Origin of the sequence: Pseudomonas sp. 313 (assembly GCF_000316965.1) — a bacterium.
GTDB classification, from domain to species: domain Bacteria; phylum Pseudomonadota; class Gammaproteobacteria; order Pseudomonadales; family Pseudomonadaceae; genus Chryseomonas; species Chryseomonas benzopyrenica.
In genome coordinates, this window is sequence record NZ_ANBZ01000046.1 from 1 (window position 1) to 15,206 (window position 15,206).

A 15,206-nucleotide genomic window follows, 5' to 3' on the forward strand; every position below is an offset into this window, starting at 1 on the left:
CTTTCCGCAAGGCCTTTCACCCTGCATCCGCCCGCCCAAAGGCAACCGGACTGTATTTGGAGCGGGAAACGAGACGTTTACTAAGACCGTAAGCCGTTGTTTCCCAATCACTTTCTTCGCTGGCTTGACTAGCGAAGACCTTAATTGTAGCCTCATTTTTCACCCTCGGCAACAAGTTCGTCCAGAAACTTCCAGTAAGGTCCAAGGACACCTCCTCAGCGCATCGTCCCCACACCTCGTTCATCGCCGGCTACGGTGGTCTCGAACTCACCAATGATCACCTTTCCATATGCTTGGCTAGCTGCGTCGAAAGGCATTCGAGCACGTCACGCAAGTCCGCATAGAGGTCATGCCCGTTGGGCCGAGCCGAGCGCACCAGGCTCATCACCGAAACAGCGCGCTGACCGGCACGCAAGCTACCGACGAACAACTGGTTCGCCCTTTGAAGTGCCACTGGACGAATTTGCCTCTCGACGCGGTTGTTGTCTGGCGGCAGACGCCTGTCGTCGTTAGCGCCTCCCGGCGACCAAGGTTGGACTGCATGGCTCTCGCCGTGCCTGGGCTGTTCGGCACACCGGCTCGCTGCAGAAGCGACCACCCATACCCGTCTGCGCGAGTTGCGCGGGAAGAACCCATACGCTAGTCACTGGGACTGGATGCGCGATTCTTTATCGGTATATCAGGATACCTGGGAACGCATGACAGGCTCGGGATCAGTACGCCTGCCTTGGCATCTAGAAGCCACTGCGCGCCTATTGCGCCCTGTGAAACCGCAGGGGTATCACACCATGACAAATTGCTCTTGATGAGATTGCGGTAACGCATGACGCTGCCAGTGTGAGCGCCATTCTTCGTGTTGATCAGCGACAGGACCGATCAACCTACCACTCACGGATTCTTACACATTGAGCACATGGCGGCTACCACTGACTTGAGCTACTGAAAAGTGCTCGCGGCTCATGGAGAAGCGAGACTCGGGACTCGCTTCATCCACAGACAACTGCCCGGCCATGAGGTTGGCGCCAAAGGAGTCGGCCATGTAGTTCTCCTGGAAGGAGATGGGAGCATGAACCACAATGCACCAGCATCGAAGGTGTTCTATCGTCCGATCGAAGCCTCCCTCCGGTGGGCTGGGCTTCTGCGGTTTGAGCATGTCATCCTCACTTCGGTCTCGTCGTCAAGGAACCTGCCACAGTCGTTGGATTGCCCACGTTGGGGTGAGCTGAGGCTGTATACCGAACGCATCTACGATGGCATCCTCAATGCGGAACTTCCTTTCGGGAGGAACGGCATCACGACGCACGACACCGCGCTGATCGACTCCCCTGATCTCACTGTCCGTCACGTCGATCTGAAGCGTTGGATGCGCCAGCACTACCCCGAACAGCGCCCCGGCTTTCTCTTCTCGCGCAGCGAGCGCATCGCCCATCCCTCCATCTCTCTGGAAACCGGGCAGGCCATGCTGGTCGAGCGCTTGGCCCTCAAATCTGCCCTGGAGCAGTCCAAGCGCCAACTCCGCGAGCTGCAAGACAAGCACGACGCACTGCTCAAACAGTCCAAAATCATCCCGGCCTGCGCGCAGTACCCAATCAGTGATCGGGCCGAAGCCACCTACCTGAACATCATCGGCGGCATATTGGAGCTGATGCTCGGCCAATCGCCCTCGGGCACACCGTACTCCAGCTTCAAAACGCAAGAGGCTGTCGTAAGCGCATTGGTCGCCCATCACCATGGCGTCATGGGGATCGCCGAGCGGACGTTGAACGGCAAGTTCGCCACGGCCAGACGCCGGCTGCATAGCGCCACCCTCTGAGGATTGCCAGCTTGTATGTGCAGTCGCGGAGATTGCATTTGCAATGTCTTTCCGTAGCCATGTCTATTGAATAGAGGTCACGCCAACAAACGCCACTGAGCGTTCAGGAGTGACCGCCATGTCGCAAACACCTGTTCTGCCGCCCAACGAGCGCCGCATCCTGCGCCTGGAAGAAGTCGAATCGAAGTCCGGCTTCAAGCGCGCCCACCTCTACAACCTGATGCGCGCGGGCAAGTTCCCCAAGGCGCTGCGCCTGGGTGTGCGCGCCGTCGGCTGGGATTCCATCGAAATCGATCAGTGGATCGCCGAGCGCGTCAACAACCGGGCCTGACCCATTCTCCCGCGGACCTTCCATCCTCACACGGAGAACGCCATGCAGGTTGTATCCATCATTTCAACGAAAGGTGGCGTCGGCAAGACCACCACTGCCGCGAACCTGGGCGGGCTCGTCGCCGACGCGGGGCTGCGCGTGCTGCTGCTCGATCTCGACGTGCAGCCCACCTTGTCGTCCTACTACGAACTGGGACACCGTGCGCCTGGTGGCATCTATGAGCTGCTGGCCTTCAACGAGCGCGACCTCGGCCAGCTCGTGTCCCGCACGATCATTACGGGCCTGGACCTGGTGCTGTCCAACGACCACCGGGGCGAGCTGAGCACCTTGTTGCTGCACGCGCCGGATGGGCGCCTGCGGCTGCGGCACCTGCTGCCCATGCTGGCTCCTCTCTACGACCTGGTGCTGATCGACACCCAGGGCGCGCGTTCGGTGACGCTGGAGATGGCGGTGCTCGCTTCCGATCTCGCGCTGTCACCCGTGACCCCGGAAATCCTCGCCGCCCGCGAACTGCGGCGCGGCACCATGCAGTTGCTGGAGGACATCGCTCCGTACCGGCACCTGGGCATCGAGCCGCCGCCGCTGCATCTGCTCATCAACCGGGTCCACCCGGTGTCGGCGAACGCCCGGCTGATCCAACAGGCCTTGCGCGAACTGTTCCAGGACCACGCCGGCATCCGCGTGCTGACCACCGACGTGCCGGCCATCGAAGCCTATCCGCGCGCCGCGACGCGCGGCCTGCCAGTGCATCGGGTCGAATACCGCCAGCCACCGGGCAGAGTCGCCCCCGCCGCACTCGACACCATCCGCGGCCTCGCCGGCGAACTGTTCCCGCAATGGCAGCACCGATTTGCCACGGTGTCCGGCCGCCCGCCATTTCCTCTGGATACCGGGAGGCCCCATGGCGAGCGCACATGAACTGGCCCGAGGCCATAAGCGGCTGCGCGCCCTGATCGAATTCGCCGTCGGCGAGGGCTGGCACGTCAAGCGCACGCCGGGCGGCCACCTCAAATTCACCAAGGCCGGCTGCGCCGCGATCTACACCAGTTCGACGGCCAGTGACCACCGGGCCGCCCTCAACGCCCGCGCGCAAATCCGCCGCGCCGAGCGCGAGGCCCGGTCCCCAGTGCAGGGAGGCCGCCATGGCTGAAATGACCTCCCAGCAGATGGCCGGCAAGCTGCTCGCGGCCGGGTTCGAGCGCAGCGGCCCGTCCACCTCGGCCTTGAGCGACCCGATCGCCGACACGCCCATGGTCGTGACCCTGGACCAGTTGCGCCCCTACGACCACGATCCCAGGAAGAAGCGCAACCCGGCCTACGAGGACATCAAGGCGTCCATCCGCGAGCGCGGCCTGGACGCAGCCCCGGCGATCACCCGGCGCCCGGGCGAGGACCACTACATCATTCGCAACGGCGGCAACACGCGCCTAGCGATCCTGCGCGAACTGTGGTCGGAGACCAAGGACGAGCGGTTCTTTCGCATATCGTGCCTGTTCCGGCCGTGGCCTAGCCGCGGCGAAGTCGTCATGCTGACCGGCCACCTGGCCGAGAACGAATTGCGTGGAGGCCTGACGTTCATCGAGCGCGCCCTCGGCGTCGAGAAGGCGCGCGAGTTCTACGAGCAGGAAAGCGGCGCCGCCCTGAGCCAGTCCGAACTGGCACGCCGCCTCGCCGCCGATGGTTTCCCGGTCCAGCAGTCGCACATCAGCCGGATGAACGACGCGGTGCGCTACCTCCTGCCGGCGATCCCGACCGTGCTCTATGGCGGGCTCGGCCGCCACCAGGTCGAACGCCTGTCGGTCATGCGCAAGGCCTGCATGCTCGCGTGGGAGCGCTACGCCAAAGGCCGCACACTACTGGTACAGGACTTCGATGACTTCTTTCAGGAGGTGCTGTCGCAGTTCGACACGCAGGCCGACGAGTTCGCCCCCCAGCGCGTGCAGGACGAGCTGATCGGCCAAATGTCCGAACTGCTCGGCATCGACTACGACGTACTGGCGCTCGACCTCACCGAATCCGAAAGCCGCCATCGCGCCCTGGTCAGCGATCCGACCCCACCAACGGCACCGCCCACGCTGCCTGAGCCTGACACCATGGCACGCCCGCCCGCGGCGCCGGCCCCATCGGCCCCGACGCCGGCAGCCACACCTGGGTCGCGCGAGCGCGAGGGCGGCTCAGGGTCGGACGGCTCACCCGCAGGAAGCCCCATGGCTGCTCCTGGTGATCGGCTGCAGGGGCACATCGTTTCGCCTGCACCGACGACGGAGCGGCTGCAATCCATTCAGCGGATGGTCGCCGACGAGCTGGGGGATGCGCTGCCCGATTTCTCGGCCAACGTCTTGCAGTCCATTCCCGTCCAAGCAGGCGGTCTCTACCCGATTTCCGACGTCTGGCACATCGACGCGAGCCTGGACACGCCCGAGCGCCTGCGCATCCACGTCGCGCAGTTCGCCCGCGAGATCGCGGGCGAGGCTCGCCTGGACGAGTGCATCGATGACCGTCCAGACGGCATCGGTTTCGCCTGCCGTGCCCACGCCCAAGACCTGGAGCCGCTGGGCCGTGCCGTCCTGGCGCTGCTGGCATGCATGGCCGGTCAGCAGCTCGCCGACGTCGGCTTGGATAACAGGCAATTCGTCATCGACCTGTCGGCGTTGCTGCACGGACAAGGCGACGCAACCCGGCGCCTGAGCGACACCGCACTGGTCAAGCTGTTCCGGCTGCTGCGGCTGGCCCGCCGTCTGCTCGACCTGGACGCCGGCGCTGCGGACCCTGGAACGTGACCGAGGGAGACCAGCATGTCCGCACCACACCCACTCAACCAGGCCGTCATCGCCCAGGCCCTCTATGACCTGCGCAATGGGCAACTGCGCCGCTGCAAGCTGATGGGGTTTGGCGAGGAAGAGCTGGACGCCCTCAAGCATCCCGCGCTGATCAGCGTGCTGGCCAACGCCAACGTCTCGTGGTGCTCGGTGACGGTCAACCGCGAAGTGCTCCGGCGTCTGCTCAGGCAGGCGCAGGATGTGGAGAAGGAGATCGCCACGGTCGATCGCATGCTGCGCCTCGGCGCGAGCACCGAAATGGTCAGCCGCTTCTACGGCCTGACCCACCAGGAAGTGGCGCTTCGCCGCGAAATCCTCGGCCTGCCCAAGCGCAAGGGTCGCCATCCCGTGCTGGACGAGAAGCAGGACACGGAGCTGTGGCGGCAATGGAAGGCCGTGACCAGCAGCAGGAACGTCGATCTCGAAGACGAAACCTCCATCCTCGATGCCGCCATGGACCTCGCCGAAGGCATGTCGCTGCCTCTGTCGGTGGTCTGGGCTTCGATCAAGAGCTGGGTCGATCAAGGATTGGGGTAACCATGGCCGTGGACGACACCGCACCACGTCGTGGCCCCATCGCACTCGCAGACCTGTTCGACGCTGCGCTGAAAGACCTTGTGCCCAAGCCCAACGCCGACGCGCCCCCGCCCACACCTACACCTGTCGCGATGCCCACTGGTCCGGCGTCTGGCGATGCCTTCCTGTTCAGCGGCAACCGGCACGAGACCGTACCGCGACGGCTGTTCCTCGACCGTCGCCTGACGCCGCTGGAGCGCAATGCCTGGCAGGTCTTCCGGCTGATGCTCAACGACGATGGCGTGACGGCGTTCCCGACGTATGAACAGCTTCGGCCCTGGCTGGCGTCGATGCCCTGCGCCGGGCAAGCCTCGCACGAAACCGTGGCGCGAGCACTGACGCTGCTGCGGCTGACTCGATGGCTGAGCCTGGTGCGGCGACGGCGCGACGCCAAGACCGGCCGCATCCTCGGCAACCTCTATGTCCTGCACGACGAGCCGCTGACCCCCTTTGAAGCGATGCAGCTCGACCCGGACTACCTGCAACTCGTCAGCCAGGCTCTCGGCCATTCGGCCAAAGCCGTGCAGATCGTAGGCCTGCACACCCTCAAGGAAATCGGCGAAGACCCGATGCTGGCCGGGCGCACCCTGCCATCGAGGCTGCAAGTCCTGGCCGAACGCCTCGCCAGCCAGGGCGTCGGGGCGCACGAAAGTTATCCACAGGAGGACGCCACGCACGAATCCGAAGAAGGGGCGACGAGCCTTCTTCGGAATCCTGACGATCCCACTTCGGAATACGAAGCAGGGTCGAAACCCGCGCCAGAGGCCTCTCTTCGGAATCCGAAGCAGGCCCGTACAGTACGTAGTAGTCGTATTAATGAAGTACGTACTACCGCGCAGGCACAAGCGCATGCGCGCGCGCTGGGCGACCTGCAATGGCCCAAACGCTTCGCGGAACTGAAGGCAGAGCAGCAGACAGGTGCGAGGGTGGCACTACAGCAGGTCGATGCTGCGCTGAGGCAGGCCGTGCTGGACGAATGGGCTGCACGATGCAGCAACCATGGCATCCGCAATCCTGCAGGGTATCTGTTCGGCATCATCCAGCGGGCCATCCATGGCGAGTTCAACGCCTGGGCCAAGAAGGACGCGCCATCGGCGCCCGTTGCGCCGAACGAGCGGCCGCTACCACCAGCACCGCCACCATCCCAGCCGCAGGGCAAGCCTGTGCCGCCAGAAGTCGCCAGGCAGCACATCGAGCGGCTGCGCAACCTGCTCGCCAGCAAGTGAGCGGGCCTGCAAGGTGGTGAAGTGGATGCCGGTGGCTTCCAGTAGAGCTATCCCCTGGGGATAGTTCCACTGACGGCTACACGTCGAACCGCTGCACGCCAGGCCTCGATCGCCTGCAGCGGGATCGGCCTTGTTCGCGCTGATCCGGGTGTGCAGCGTTCCTTGGCGCTCCATGGCGCTATCCCCAGGGGATAGCTCGCGACGCATGCACCCACCGCGCCGTGAACCGGGGACGGGCGGGTTTCGGTTTGTTGACTGACTGCCTTCCGCTACCTGCCGAAGCTGTCCGCTCTTTTCCAACAACGAGCGGACACCATGGCAACCACCAACGAACCCCTGCAACTGAATCTCGGCTCCTTGCGCAGCGCGATGTCGCTGACGCTGCACACGCACCACGCCTCGCGCATCTGGCACGGCCGCGCCGCCGCCGAAGGGCGACCGGGCATCGTCGGCCTGAACGGCTACATCGCCCAGATGAACAAGATGCGGCGCGGCTCGGAGCAGGACGACCCGTACAGCGACTTCTGGATGCTCCGCATCGAGGACAAGCTCGACCAGACCAAGGCCACGCTGCAATCGCTGCGCGAACAGGTGGACCAGGCCCTGGCGAGCGTGCCGCCGGCACTCACCCTGGGCGAAAATCTCAACGTCCAGCCGGTCAAGCTGCCGCTGTTCGTCAATGCGCAGCTCGGCTTTGCCGCCGTGTACCTGCTCGCCGACTACGACGATATCGCCCGCAAGCTGATCCTCGCGCACCACACCGCGCTGATCGATCGCTCGACGCTCGAACGCTGGCTCAACGAAGGCGCGCATGCACTGCGCAGCCTGTTCTCGTTGGCCCAGCAGTACCGCTATTCGGGCTGCACCCGCGACGACTTCGCGGAGAAGAACGCAGCAGCACGCGCGGCGCTGGAGAAGTTCGGCGAGCTGCCGCAGGACGTGCTGGAAGGCACGCGCCGCTCGAAGTTCGCGCCGCCCATCGTGCGCCGTGGCCTGCAGCAGCGCGGTGAGGCTCCTGCCGCAGCCGATGCCCCCACCGACGAGGCCACCACCACCGAGGCACCCGAGACCACTGCGGGCGAGGACGCGCAGGCATGAGCGACCCGAACTGCGACACCCGCTACTTCCGTCCGCTGCAACAGACCGCCTTCATGCGGCTGGAACACGCCGCCTCTCTAAAAGGCCTTTTAAAGCCCTTTAAAGGTAAAGGGGACTTGGAGGCCTGGGCCAGCCAGTGCTTCGCCATGCGCGACGAGTTGATTGGCTTGGCGCAGCGACAGGTGCTGCCACAGGCCGCCGGGCATCCCTTCCACCTGCTGCCCATCGAACTGGCCCTGCAGACCACTGGCGCAGGCACGGCGTTTTTGCGCTGGCGCAAGCACGACAGGTCGGCCATGGGCGTGGCCCTGTGGCAGGAGCTGATGGCCAGCACCAGCACGCCGGTCAACCTGCTGGCAGACCTGCACGCGATCGAGCTTCAGCGCATCACGCTGAACATGCAGATCAGCCTGTTGCACACCTTGGGCAGGCAGGCGCAGGAGTGCGCCAGCAAGGCGGCCGAGGCGGAAGGCGCCTACCTGCGCCGGCTCAAGTCCATTCCCGCCGCCATGCGCGATCGGTGATTGCGCCAGGTATCCCAGCACGCGCCCGACGCCGACCAGGTGCGGGTATTTCAACCACCACGGAGATCACACCATGAGCACGCATTTTTCTGGCGAGGGCAACATCGGCTCGCCACCGGAGTACCGCGAATTCCCCAACGGCAACGACGAGCCGCGGCGCTTATTGCGGCTGAACGTTTATTTCGACAACCCCGTCCCCACCAAGGGCGGCGACTTCGAGGACCGCGGCGGTTTCTGGGCGCCGGTGGAAATCTGGCACCGCGACGCCGCGCACTGGAAGGACCTGTACCAGAAAGGCATGCGCGTGCTGGTCGTCGGCCGCATGGAGCGCGAACCCTGGACGGACAACGAGGATCAGCCGCGCGAGACCTGGCAGATCAACGCGCGCAGCGTCGGCATCCTGCCGTTCCGCATCGAGTCCGTGACCCTCAGCCCCAGGCAGCAGGAGACCGCACAGGACGTGCAGCCGAAACCCCAGCCCGCCCAGGAACCGACCGCGCCGAAGGAGCCGAAGCGCAGGAAGTGACCCGACATGGGGCGGCGGCGGTTGTCCGTCGCCCCATGCCCTCGCGAGCTATCCCCAGGGGATAGCTCCATCAACGTCCACCAACTTCCACGCGCCCCCGAAAATCGCGACTCCCGGCCCACGTACCCCCGGCCGCACGCTACTCCCCTCCCAGCCATCCCACCCCGTGAAAGTGGTCGCCACCGCATGCGGCTTGTTTGCTGCTGCCCCTGGTGGCGCTCGGCATCCTCGATTCCAGCAACTCCATGAACCACGGAATTCGGATGGACGGACATGCGGCTGTTTTTGTGCGAGAAGCCCTCCCAGGGCAAGGACATAGGCCGGATTTTCGGCGCGACGCAGCGCGGTGAAGGCTGTCTCAGCGGCTCCGGCGTCACCGTCACCTGGTGCATCGGCCATCTCGTGGAAGCGGCAACCCCCGAGGTCTATGACGCGGCCCTCAAGCGCTGGTCGCTGGAGCAGTTGCCCATCATTCCCCAGCAATGGCGGGTCGAGGTCAAACCGAAGACTGCCACGCAATTCAAGGTCGTCAAGGCGCTTCTGGCAAAGGCGACCCATCTGGTCATCGCCACCGATGCCGACCGCGAGGGCGAGCTGATCGCCCGCGAGATCATCGACCTGTGCGGCTACCGCGGTTCCATTGAACGCCTGTGGCTGTCCGCGCTCAACGATGCGTCCATCCGCACCGCGCTCGGCAAGCTGCGGCCATCGTCCGACACGCTGCCGATGTACTACTCGGCGCTGGCGCGCTCACGCGCCGACTGGCTGGTGGGCATGAACCTCAGCCGGTTGTTCACCGTGCTCGGGCGGCAGGCGGGCTATGACGGCGTGCTCTCGGTCGGGCGCGTCCAGACGCCGACGCTCAAGCTCGTCGTGGACCGCGACCGCGAGATCGCGGCCTTCAAGTCGGTGCCGTTCTGGGCCATCGACGTGTCCCTGTCCGCGGGCGGTCAGGCTTTCAGCGCGCAGTGGGTTCCGCCCGATGGCTGCACCGACGACGCCGGCCGCTGCTTGCACCAGCCCATCGCCCAGCAGGCCGCGCAGCAGATCCGCGCCGCAGGTGCTGCCCAGGTGGTGTCGGTCGAAACCGAGCGCGTGCGCGAAGGCCCGCCGCTGCTGTTCGACCTGGGAACGCTCCAGGAGGTTTGTTCCAAGCAGCTTGGGCTGGATGTTCAAGAGACGCTGGAGATCGCCCAGGCCCTGTACGAGACCCACAAGGCCACGACGTACCCGCGTTCGGATTCCGGTTACCTGCCCGAAAGCATGTTCGCCGAGGTGCCCACGGTTCTCGACAGTCTGCTCAAGACCGATCCTTCGCTGCGCCCGATCATGGACCAGCTCGACCGCTCCCAGCGCTCGCGCGCCTGGAACGACGGCAAAGTGACGGCGCACCACGGCATCATTCCCACCTTGGAACCCGCGAACCTCTCGGCCATGAGCGAGAAGGAACTGGCGGTGTACCGGCTGATCCGCGCGCACTACCTGGCGCAGTTCCTCCCTCACCACGAGTTCGACCGCACGATCGCCGAGCTGTCCTGCGGCCAGCAGAAGCTGGTGGCCACCGGAAAGCAGGTGGCCGCCCAGGGTTGGCGCCTGGTGCTGGCCGAGCCGCAAGCGGACGAGGACAGGGAAACCACCGCGCGCAGCCAGGTACTCCCCGCGCTGCGCCAGGGCATGGCGTGCCAGGTGGCCGAGGCCGAGATCAAGGCGCTCAAGACGATGCCGCCCAAGCCCTACACGCAAGGCGAACTGGTCAAATCCATGAAGGGGGTCGCCAAGCTGGTGACAGACCCGCGCCTGAAGCAGAAGCTCAAGGATACGGTCGGCATCGGCACCGAGGCGACACGGGCCAACATCATCAGCGGGCTGATCACCCGCGGCTACATCGTGAAGAAGGGGCGCTCCATTCGCGCATCGGATGCGGCGTTCACCTTAATCGATGCCGTACCCGCGGCGATTGCCGACCCCGGAACCACCGCCGTGTGGGAACAGGCGCTCGACATGATCGAGGCCGGACAACTCACCCTGGACGTGTTCATCGGCAAGCAGGCCGCATGGATTTCGCAACTGATCGCGCAGTACGGCAGCACCTCGCTGTCCATCAAGGTTCCCCAGGGGCCTGCTTGTCCGCAGTGCGGCGCACCGACGCGCCAACGCACCGGCAAGACCGGCCCCTTCTGGTCGTGCAGTCGCTACCCCGACTGCAAAGGCACGCTGCCGGTCGAAACCGGCGCGTCCAAGCGCGGTGCCTCGCGCCCGCGCAGTAGCGGCCGCAAAGGCTCTTGACCGACCCCGTTTCCCGAGAGCCGTGCCCGCCATCGGCGGCGTGGCCAATGTCCCGCACGCCCTGCGGGATGCCCAGCGCGCAACGCCTTCTCTTGTCCGTGTGCGCGTCCCGCCCAGCCGTACCCGGCTGCGGGACCTGAAGGTAGCTTCTCCGCGAACCATGCTCGGGGTTTCCCGGCGCCTTCTGTTGATCTGCATTTTTCCGCCCCTGCGAAGGGTCCCCCGATGGCTTGCCAGGCTGCGAGCCACCCGGAGACCCTTCACGGTCAGCGGTATTCGATGCCGTGCCCAACGGCGAAAAACTGGGCTCCTTTTGTGCGCGGATGTGCGCCAGAAGATACCGGCGCCAACCACGACATGCGCCGGGTGCGATTGCTGACAGCAGACGGTTCTAGCGACGACCGGGCCTGCCAATCAGCCCACGGGTGGTTCTGTCCTCCCGAGCCGAAGGCCGCTGGGCCTTCGGCGCCTTTCTCCTGCCGATCAACGTCCCGGCCCGGCCAAACGGTCCAGGGCCACACGAACAGGAGACACGCCATGAACCCGCAACCTCGCACCCCACGCGGTGCGCCCCAGCCCGCGCCACTGCTGTACGGCAGCGTGTGCAGCGGCATCGAGGCCGTGAGCCTCGCCTGGCAACCCCTCGGCCTCGAAGCCGCATGGTTTGCCGAGATCGAGCCGTTCCCGAGCGCCGTGCTCGCCCACCGTTACCCCCGCGTGCCCAATTTGGGCGGCATGACCGCGATCGCCCGCCAGGTGCGTGCCGGCACCGTGCCGGCGCCCGACATCCTGGTCGGCGGCACGCCGTGCCAGTCGTTCAGCGTTGCAGGTAGCCGCCGCGGGCTGGATGACCCGCGCGGAGCCCTTTCCCTTGCCTATGTGGAGCTTGCAAATGCCATCGACCAAACCCGCCATCAAGACCGCCGCCCGGCGGCAACGCTCGTCTGGGAAAACGTCCCAGGCGTCCTCAACGACCGCAGCAATGCCTTCGGGCATTTCCTGGGCGCATTGGCCGGAGAAAGCCGTGCGCTCCAGCCGCCAGGGGAAAAATGGGCGCACGCTGGTTGTGTGTCTGGACCCCGCCGCCGCATCGCCTGGCGCGTGCTCGACGCTCAATATTTCGGCGTCGCCCAACGCCGCAAGCGCGTGTTTCTTGTGGCAAGTGGTGGAGATGACCTCGATCCCGCAGAAGTACTTTTTGAGCGCGCAGGCCTGCTCGGGGATTCTTGTGCGGGCCGCGCGCCGTGGCAAGAAGTTGCCAGCGCTGCTGGACCGGGTACTGAATCAGCAGGCGCAGGCCTCGCAGGATTCGCAGGACTGAAGCAGTTCTACGGCAAGGTCACGACGACGTTCGGATTCAGCGGCGGCATTGGCCCCGTCGATGTGGCGGCATGCCTCATAGCCGCTGGCCCTAAGCACGACATTCGCACCGAGACGTTCATGGTGCAGTCGGTCGCTGGCAGCATCGCCCACACCCTCGACACCGCCAACAACGGCAAGGGCAGCAGCGAGGATGGCACCGGCAAGGGAGTTCCGATCATCGCCTTCACCGCTCAGGGCAGCGGCGCCGATGCCACGCTCGACCTGACGCCGACGCTGCGCGCTGGCGGCCACCGCAACAGCCATGCGAACGCGGGTGTCGTGCCCGCGATTGCCTTCGCGCAGAACAATCGCGGTGAAGTGCGCTTCGAGTCAGGTCATGGCCAGGTCGCTTGCACCGTCCTGTCCAACGGCAAGCCGGGCTACGGGGTGCCGATGGTGGCCTGCGTGTCCCTGCGCGGCCGGGAGCAGGGTCTTGCCGCCGAGTTGGGCGGCAACGTATCGGCCGCCCTGCGCACCAGCGGCGGGGGCGCGGACAAGCCCCATGTGCTGACCCCCGACTTCGAGGCGCATTTCCGCTACGACTGGAACGACCCCGGCCCCGGCGACTGGTCGCATTGGCGCGTGCGGCGGCTGATGCCCGTGGAGTGCGAGCGGCTGCAAGGCATGCCCGACGACTACACGCTGATCCCGTACCGCGGCAAGCCCGCCGCGGATGCGCCGCGCTACAAGGCGATCGGCAACTCCATGGCCGTCCCGTGCATGGCATGGCTGGGCCAGCGGCTGGTGCAGTGCCTACACAAGACGGGCTCAACCGCTTCGGATTGATCGGCGACGCAGCCTGCGGCCCGCGCCATTCTTCCTCCTGCACTGCCGATGTACCGGCAGCCGCCCGCAGCCAGGGTGTCAAGGCTGCCGCGGGTTCCAACCGCGCCACCCGCCAGTTCGCCTCGGCATCTCACCGGCGAACGCTGCCCACCGGGGCATTGATGCCTCTTTTTTCTCCAACCCACGGGATGGCCGCCACGTCCCGTCAGGGGCATGTCGCCACCCGGTCGATTTCAGGACTTCCCATGGACAACATCACCAAGCAAGACCGCATCACGCTGAAGAACCTCAAGGTGGCCGACTTTGCCAGCGAGGAAACGATGTGCTTCAGCGCCACCGTCGTGTTCGACGGTACTCCCATCGCCGAGGCCCGCAACGACGGCCACGGCGGCTCGACGTTCCTGCGCGCGCTCAATGGCAAGGCGGCGCTGCTGGCTCAGGCCGAAACCTTCGCCAAGGGACTGCCGCCTGCGCCGCTCGACCTCGGCCAGGAGGGTGAAGACCCTCACTACATCGACATGACGCTCGACTTCCTGGTCGATGAACTGGCCGATGCCATGCACGCAGAACGCAAGGTGCGAGCCGCGTTCAACCGCGACATCGGCAACAAGGTGCTGTTCATCAAGGACGGCAAACTGCTGTTCATCAAAGGCATCAAGCTCAAGGCCATCGCCGACCGCAAGGCGTACTTCGCTTCGCTGCGCGCCAGGCAGGCCCAGCCCATCGTCATCCTCGCCGAGCTTTCGCCCGAGCAGGCATTTGACCTGTGGAAGCAGCATGTCCTGGGCGACAAGCCCGACTGACCCAGCGCCACCGCACCCTCCTGACAGCCCTGCACTCGTGCAGGGCTTTTTCTTTCTCCGAGCCCAGCAATCGGGGCTGGACCGGATGCCGTTTTCCAACTGACGCGGCACGGCCCGCGCACGAAGCTGCCCGCATGTTCGCTGATTCCGGTCAGCACATGCCAGCAGCCAGGGTTCCAGGCTGCCGCGGGTCTCTCCCGCGTTGCCCACCAGTCCGCATCGCATCAGGTCTGCGGACGCGCGTCCCCGTGACGTCGATGCTTTTTATCCACCGCGTGCGGGAGCTGCCATCCCGTGAGGGACAAGGCCCCGCTTTTCCAAGGAGCCCGTCCATGTCCCAGCAAGCCTCTTTTGGCGAATTAGCCTCGACCTACTGCGGCAAGTTCCTGCCGCTCGAAGTCCTGCAAAGCGCCGCCGGTCACTACATCGGCACGCGCGATACCGAAGGCCCTGTTTCGCGGGAATCCCGCGAGTACTTCCGCAGCTATGCCGCGGCTCAACGTGCCCTCGAAAGAGGCGGCTGGTCCCAGCTCGCCATTCCCTGATCCAACTGGAGGAATCACGTCATGAACCAGCTACTGCCCCGGGAAGTTGTCGATCAGATCATGCGGGAAGAACAGCATTTCGCTGCCGCGCCCCAAGCCTTCTTCGAGGCCTGGAAGCGCGGTGTCGAGATCGCTGGCCCCGAATGGTTCGGTGACGGCACCCGTGAAGGTCTGAACCAGGCCAAGAGCAAGTGGGATCTGCGTCCCAACATGCTGCAGCTCAACGATGCCCTCGGCGTCCTGAGCAGCGGCGAACGCATGTTCCTGTCCGCCATGGTCAGCTTCTACAACGCGCGCGAGGGCGGTGCCATGCTCAAGCGCTGCCACTTCAACGGACTGTCGGACTTCGACGGTCTCGATCTGCAACGCCGCAAGGTCATCGCCGACCTGCTGGTGAACTACAACGGCTGGTGAGCCGGTCCCCGGCGCACCACTGCTTTTCGTTCCCCCCGAGAGGGACATGCGCCCACAAAGCCATGTCCCTCAATTTCTTCGCCATCGCCCAGCGCCA

At 65.4% G+C, this 15,206-nt stretch carries 17 protein-coding genes; 15 read left to right on the forward strand and 2 right to left on the reverse strand.

Annotated features, from left to right (window positions below; genetic code table 11):
* Window positions 1–277: 277 nt before the first annotated feature.
* Together C722_RS25725 and C722_RS26180 are read right to left on the reverse strand one after the other, a co-directional pair.
* Window positions 278–598 carry a transposase gene (locus C722_RS25725; protein WP_071577144.1) on the reverse strand — a complete coding sequence of 107 codons (321 nt, stop codon included), beginning with the start codon at window positions 596–598 and terminating at the stop codon, window positions 278–280.
* Window positions 599–898: 300 nt separating this feature from the next.
* Window positions 899–1,039 carry a hypothetical protein gene (locus C722_RS26180; RefSeq protein WP_017640395.1) on the reverse strand — a complete coding sequence of 47 codons (141 nt, stop codon included), beginning with the start codon at window positions 1,037–1,039 and terminating at the stop codon, window positions 899–901.
* A 27-nt stretch (window positions 1,040–1,066) separates the two neighbouring features.
* On the opposite strand from C722_RS26180, the gene C722_RS0110140 reads away from it, so the two are divergent.
* From C722_RS0110140 to C722_RS0110210, 15 genes are all read left to right on the forward strand, one after another.
* Window positions 1,067–1,813: a hypothetical protein gene (locus C722_RS0110140; RefSeq protein WP_003821040.1), complete on the forward strand. Its 747-nt coding sequence runs from the start codon at window positions 1,067–1,069 to the stop codon at window positions 1,811–1,813.
* A 118-nt stretch (window positions 1,814–1,931) separates the two neighbouring features.
* Complete coding sequence (locus C722_RS0110145) at window positions 1,932–2,144, forward strand: AlpA family transcriptional regulator (RefSeq protein ID WP_003821041.1); 213 nt, start codon at window positions 1,932–1,934, stop codon at window positions 2,142–2,144.
* A gap of 42 nt (window positions 2,145–2,186) precedes the next feature.
* Window positions 2,187–3,062 (forward strand): ParA family protein, encoded by an 876-nt coding sequence (locus C722_RS0110150; protein ID WP_017640396.1) that lies wholly within the window; start codon window positions 2,187–2,189, stop codon window positions 3,060–3,062.
* Window positions 3,046–3,294, forward strand: a complete 249-nt coding sequence (locus tag C722_RS0110155; protein WP_003821044.1) for a hypothetical protein — start codon at window positions 3,046–3,048, stop codon at window positions 3,292–3,294. Before C722_RS0110150 ends, C722_RS0110155 begins: the two co-directional genes overlap by 17 nt.
* Window positions 3,287–4,924, forward strand: a complete 1,638-nt coding sequence (locus C722_RS0110160; protein WP_017640397.1) for a ParB family protein — start codon at window positions 3,287–3,289, stop codon at window positions 4,922–4,924. Before C722_RS0110155 ends, C722_RS0110160 begins: the two co-directional genes overlap by 8 nt.
* A gap of 15 nt (window positions 4,925–4,939) precedes the next feature.
* A complete protein-coding gene (locus C722_RS0110165; RefSeq protein WP_003821054.1) occupies window positions 4,940–5,500 on the forward strand; it encodes a DUF2857 domain-containing protein in 561 nt (186 codons plus the stop codon).
* Between the two features lie 2 nt (window positions 5,501–5,502).
* Complete coding sequence (locus tag C722_RS0110170) at window positions 5,503–6,765, forward strand: STY4528 family pathogenicity island replication protein (RefSeq protein WP_017640398.1); 1,263 nt, start codon at window positions 5,503–5,505, stop codon at window positions 6,763–6,765.
* A gap of 315 nt (window positions 6,766–7,080) precedes the next feature.
* Complete coding sequence (locus C722_RS0110175; RefSeq protein ID WP_017640399.1) at window positions 7,081–7,863, forward strand: PFL_4669 family integrating conjugative element protein; 783 nt, start codon at window positions 7,081–7,083, stop codon at window positions 7,861–7,863.
* Window positions 7,860–8,387, forward strand: coding sequence for a DUF3158 family protein (locus C722_RS0110180; RefSeq protein WP_026083766.1), 528 nt, complete (start codon window positions 7,860–7,862; stop codon window positions 8,385–8,387). The genes C722_RS0110175 and C722_RS0110180 overlap by 4 nt, the downstream gene beginning before the upstream one ends.
* A 73-nt stretch (window positions 8,388–8,460) precedes the next feature.
* Entirely contained in the window at window positions 8,461–8,913 is a 453-nt protein-coding gene (locus C722_RS0110185) for a single-stranded DNA-binding protein (RefSeq protein ID WP_017640401.1), read from the forward strand.
* A gap of 273 nt (window positions 8,914–9,186) precedes the next feature.
* Window positions 9,187–11,199 carry a DNA topoisomerase III gene (locus C722_RS0110190; RefSeq protein WP_017640402.1) on the forward strand — a complete coding sequence of 671 codons (2,013 nt, stop codon included), beginning with the start codon at window positions 9,187–9,189 and terminating at the stop codon, window positions 11,197–11,199.
* A 537-nt stretch (window positions 11,200–11,736) separates the two neighbouring features.
* The gene (locus C722_RS0110195; RefSeq protein ID WP_017640403.1) at window positions 11,737–13,347 is read left to right on the forward strand and encodes a DNA cytosine methyltransferase; all 1,611 of its coding nucleotides are present in this window, start codon (window positions 11,737–11,739) and stop codon (window positions 13,345–13,347) included.
* A gap of 245 nt (window positions 13,348–13,592) precedes the next feature.
* Window positions 13,593–14,150 carry a hypothetical protein gene (locus C722_RS0110200; protein ID WP_017640404.1) on the forward strand — a complete coding sequence of 186 codons (558 nt, stop codon included), beginning with the start codon at window positions 13,593–13,595 and terminating at the stop codon, window positions 14,148–14,150.
* A gap of 332 nt (window positions 14,151–14,482) precedes the next feature.
* Complete coding sequence (locus tag C722_RS0110205; RefSeq protein ID WP_017640405.1) at window positions 14,483–14,695, forward strand: hypothetical protein; 213 nt, start codon at window positions 14,483–14,485, stop codon at window positions 14,693–14,695.
* Window positions 14,696–14,716: 21 nt separating this feature from the next.
* Window positions 14,717–15,109: a hypothetical protein gene (locus C722_RS0110210; protein ID WP_003290188.1), complete on the forward strand. Its 393-nt coding sequence runs from the start codon at window positions 14,717–14,719 to the stop codon at window positions 15,107–15,109.
* Window positions 15,110–15,206: the final 97 nt, after the last annotated feature.